Below are 3,660 nucleotides of genomic sequence, written 5' to 3' on the forward strand. Positions count from 1 at the left end.
GTTCAGATCTGCTGCCATGTCCGTCTCCTTCCGTTATCGGATCGAAAAAGCGCGCCCCGCTGCATCCGCTTTCGTCGCGGTCGTGCAGGTGGAGGCCAGCCGCTATTGTGCACGATCGGCCCCGCCGTTCGCGCGCAAAACGTCTAAGCTTAAGGTCGGTTCCGAGTCGCGGGAGATTCCCATGCACTATCGACGGCTAGGCCGCTCCGGCCTGCAGATCAGCGCGCTTTCGCTCGGCTCGTGGGTCACCTACGGCAACCAGGTCGATCAGCGGGTCGCCCGCGAATGCCTTGCGGCGGCCCGCGATGCGGGCGTCAATTTCTTCGACAACGCCGAGGTCTACGCGGGTGGCAAATCCGAGGAAATCATGGGCCAGGCGCTCAAGTCGCTCGGCTGGCCGCGCGTCAGCTACCTCGTGTCCACGAAGTTCTTCTGGGGGCTCGCGGAAGCGCCGAACCAGTACCACACACTGAACCGGAAATATCTGCTGAACGCGATCGACGGCTCGCTGCGCCGGCTGCAGCTCGACCATGTCGACCTCGTGTACTGCCATCGCCCCGATCCGAACACACCGATCGAGGAGACCGTCTGGGCGATGAGCGACATGATCGTACGCGGCAAGGCGCTGTACTGGGGCACGTCCGAATGGAGCGCCGACGAGATCCGCGCCGCGTACGAGATTGCCGAGCGGCACCATCTGCACAAGCCTGTCGTCGAGCAGCCGCAGTACAACCTGTTCCACCGTACCCGGGTCGAACAGGAATACGCACGGCTCTATCACGACTACGGCCTCGGCCTGACGACCTGGAGCCCGCTGGCATCGGGGCTGCTCACCGGCAAGTACCGGAACGGCGTACCGCCGGGCAGCCGCGCGCAATTGCCGGGCTATGACTGGCTCCGCGAACGGCTGACGGATCCGGCCAGCAACGATGTGGTCGAACGGCTCGGCGAGATCGCGGCCGAACTCGGCTGCAGCACCGCCCAGCTCGCGATTGCATGGGTACTCGCGAATCCGCGCGTGAGTTCGGTCATTACGGGCGCCTCGCGAATCGAGCAGATCGGCGACAACATGCGCGCACTCGACGTTGCCGCGAAACTGACGCCGGAGATCAAGCAACGCATCGAGGAGGCCGTCGGCGATGCATACGAGTAAGGCGGCTCACGCCCACTCGCGTACAATACGCGGCCGCATTGGCGCGCGGCCCGACGGCCCCGCGCGATCATCCGTTTTCATCGATTCACCCTTCGTTTCAGGCAGCCAGCCATGCTCAGTTATCGTCACGGTTTTCACGCAGGCAACCACGCGGACGTGCTCAAGCACGCCGTCGTCGTCCAGCTGCTGCGCTACCTGAACAAGAAAGACAAGTCGTACTGGTACATCGACACGCACGCCGGTGCCGGCGTGTATTCGCTGCGCGACGGTTATGCCGCCAAGACAGGGGAATTCGACACCGGCATCGGGCCGCTGTGGAACGAAAAGAACCTGCCCGAGGCGCTCGGCGACTACATCGACGAGGTGCGCGCGCTGAACGACGACGGTGAGCTGCACTACTATCCGGGCTCCCCGTATCTCGCATGGCGATCGATGCGCGAGCAGGACCGGATGCGCCTGTTCGAAATGCACACGACGGAAATCGACGTGTTGCGTCACAACTTCCGCGATGCGGGGCGCCGCGCGATGATTTTCGCCGGTGACGGCTTCGAGGGCATCAAGGCGCTGCTGCCGCCGCCGCCGCGACGCGCGCTCGTGCTGATCGATCCGTCCTATGAGGACAAGAAGGACTACGCGCGCACGGTGACTTGCGTGACGGAATGCCTGAAGCGTTTCGCGACAGGCTGTTACGCGATCTGGTATCCGCAGGTTGCGCGGGTGGAATCGCAGCGTTTTCCGGAGCAGCTCAAGCGCCTGCAGCCGAACAACTGGCTGCACCTGACGCTAACGGTATCGAATCCGCCGGCAGATGGCCTGGGCCTTTACGGCAGCGGAATGTTCATCCTGAATCCGCCGTACACGCTCGCGCAGAGCATGAACGAAGCGCTGCCCTATCTCGTCGAGCGCCTGGGACAGGACAGCGGCGCGCGGTGCCAGATCGAGCACCGCGGGAACTGAGCGAACGGTTTTCCGTTACGGCTGCGGTCTTGGCGCGGGTCTCGGCTGATTGGCCGGCGACCCACCCCAGCCCGGTATATTGATATACGGCGCGACAAACAGCGGGACCGAAGAATTGGGTCCCTGCCCGGCCGGCGCTCGCATGCCTGCGGGCTCAACGATCGGTTCGGACGATAACGGAGCCGTTTGCAACACCAGACCACCCTTGCCATCCTGGATCCCGCGTTGCGTATCGAGAATCAGCGGCCTGGACGACGTCGCCGCACCAGCCGCCATGCCGTAAGCGAGCACCGCGGCCCCCAGAACGAGACGCGCGCGGGAAACGTGACGCACATCGAAACGCAAACGCATGGTCGTATTCTTCCGGTTGAAAAGCAGGCCCATACCATAGCGCCGCGCCGACGATTTCGCCAGATCGGACGCACAAAAAACAAAGCCCCGTCAACACGGGGCTTGCTTTTCGCTCGGTGCCACACGGCACCTGACGGTGACTCCGATTACAGCGAGTAGCCGTTGGCTTCGAGCGAGCGGATGCGGCTCTCGAGCTGGACGATGTCCGACGACGACGCGAGGTAAGCCTCACGGCGTTCACGCTCTGCGGATTCGAACCAGTTGCTCAGCTTTTCAACGATGTAGGCGATCATGATGTTCTCCAAGGAAGGGGGACCCCTGGCGAATCGAGATTCAGGGATTTCCCGTATAGGGTTATCCCGAATTATAGCGATGCCGCACCAAGATGCCAGTGAAATGCTTGCATGGAAGCCATTCCTGTTTGGAATGGTTTACGAACTATTCACTTCAACCCACTGATTCTTAAGGATATTGAATCGAAGCTCTTATTCGGCCTCGAGGATGTGCACTAATCTGGTTCACTGACAGGGTCGGCCAGGCGCGCCAAGATCGGGCATTCGGGTCGCCCGTCACCATGGCAGTGCGCGGCGAGCTCGGCAAGTGTATTGCGCATGTCGCTCAATTCCGCGATGCGTTTGTCGAGTTCGGCCACGTGTTCGAGGGCGATCGACTTCACTTCAGCGCTGGCGCGGGAGCGGTCTTGCCAGAGCATCAGCAGCTTGCGAATATCCTCGACGAGAAAACCGAGCCGCCGCGCCTGGCGGATGAAACGCAGAATATGGACGTCATCCGAACCGTAGATGCGGTATCCGGCGTCGCTCCGCTTGCTCGGCGCAAGAAGGCCGACCTGCTCGTAGTACCGGATCATTTTTGCGCTGACGCCGGATTCGCGCGACGCGTCGCCGATATTCATTCCCTGCCTCTCTCCATCAAGCACTGGTTCGAACACGAACGTCGACGCAAGCAACCGTCGACGACATTTCGATCGTATCAAATCGCGAGATTTCGTTCCTGCGTGGGCAGTGACGGCCGGATCGACCGCAATCCAGATGTCCTTATTGAGGTAGGTGGTGGCTGCGAAATCTGCCGGTTCGGGACAGCATGCAGTTTGTATCGAGGGGCCTCCGCCCACCGACGACCACGCCAACGCCTGCAGCGATCGCGCATTCCTGCGCTGCAAATGCAAAAACCCCCGCCTT

5 protein-coding genes are annotated in these 3,660 nt (G+C 61.9%); 2 read left to right on the forward strand and 3 right to left on the reverse strand.

Annotated features, from left to right (window positions below; translation table 11 throughout):
• The first annotated feature begins 181 nt into the window (after nucleotides 1-181).
• Together NQV17_RS37555 and NQV17_RS37560 are read left to right on the forward strand one after the other, a co-directional pair.
• Entirely contained in the window at nucleotides 182-1,153 is a 972-nt protein-coding gene (locus tag NQV17_RS37555; RefSeq protein WP_257776127.1) for an aldo/keto reductase, read from the forward strand.
• 111 nt (nucleotides 1,154-1,264) lie between these two features.
• Entirely contained in the window at nucleotides 1,265-2,110 is an 846-nt protein-coding gene (locus NQV17_RS37560) for a 23S rRNA (adenine(2030)-N(6))-methyltransferase RlmJ (RefSeq protein ID WP_124572230.1), read from the forward strand.
• 15 nt (nucleotides 2,111-2,125) lie between these two features.
• Here NQV17_RS37560 and NQV17_RS37565 read toward each other — a convergent pair whose 3' ends face one another.
• The 3 genes from NQV17_RS37565 to cueR form a co-directional block, all read right to left on the reverse strand.
• Nucleotides 2,126-2,494, reverse strand: coding sequence for a hypothetical protein (locus tag NQV17_RS37565; RefSeq protein ID WP_257776128.1), 369 nt, complete (start codon nucleotides 2,492-2,494; stop codon nucleotides 2,126-2,128).
• Nucleotides 2,495-2,607: 113 nt separating this feature from the next.
• On the reverse strand, nucleotides 2,608-2,754 hold the full coding sequence (locus NQV17_RS37570; RefSeq protein WP_080294620.1) for a DUF3563 family protein: 147 nt from the start codon (nucleotides 2,752-2,754) through the stop codon (nucleotides 2,608-2,610).
• A 215-nt stretch (nucleotides 2,755-2,969) separates the two neighbouring features.
• Nucleotides 2,970-3,374: a Cu(I)-responsive transcriptional regulator gene (gene cueR, locus NQV17_RS37575; protein WP_257776129.1), complete on the reverse strand. Its 405-nt coding sequence runs from the start codon at nucleotides 3,372-3,374 to the stop codon at nucleotides 2,970-2,972.
• Between the last annotated feature and the right edge of the window lie 286 nt (nucleotides 3,375-3,660).

This window comes from Burkholderia sp. SCN-KJ (assembly GCF_024656005.1).
Classification (GTDB): Bacteria; Pseudomonadota; Gammaproteobacteria; order Burkholderiales; family Burkholderiaceae; genus Burkholderia.

Coding starts and splice junctions, on each gene's coding strand:
- NQV17_RS37555 (WP_257776127.1), top strand. CDS start 182: ATGCACTATCGACGGCTAGGCCGCTCCGGCCTGCAGATCAGCGCGCTT.
- NQV17_RS37560 (WP_124572230.1), top strand. CDS start 1,265: ATGCTCAGTTATCGTCACGGTTTTCACGCAGGCAACCACGCGGACGTG.
- NQV17_RS37565 (WP_257776128.1), bottom strand. CDS start 2,494: ATGGGCCTGCTTTTCAACCGGAAGAATACGACCATGCGTTTGCGTTTC.
- NQV17_RS37570 (WP_080294620.1), bottom strand. CDS start 2,754: ATGATCGCCTACATCGTTGAAAAGCTGAGCAACTGGTTCGAATCCGCA.
- cueR (WP_257776129.1), bottom strand. CDS start 3,374: ATGAATATCGGCGACGCGTCGCGCGAATCCGGCGTCAGCGCAAAAATG.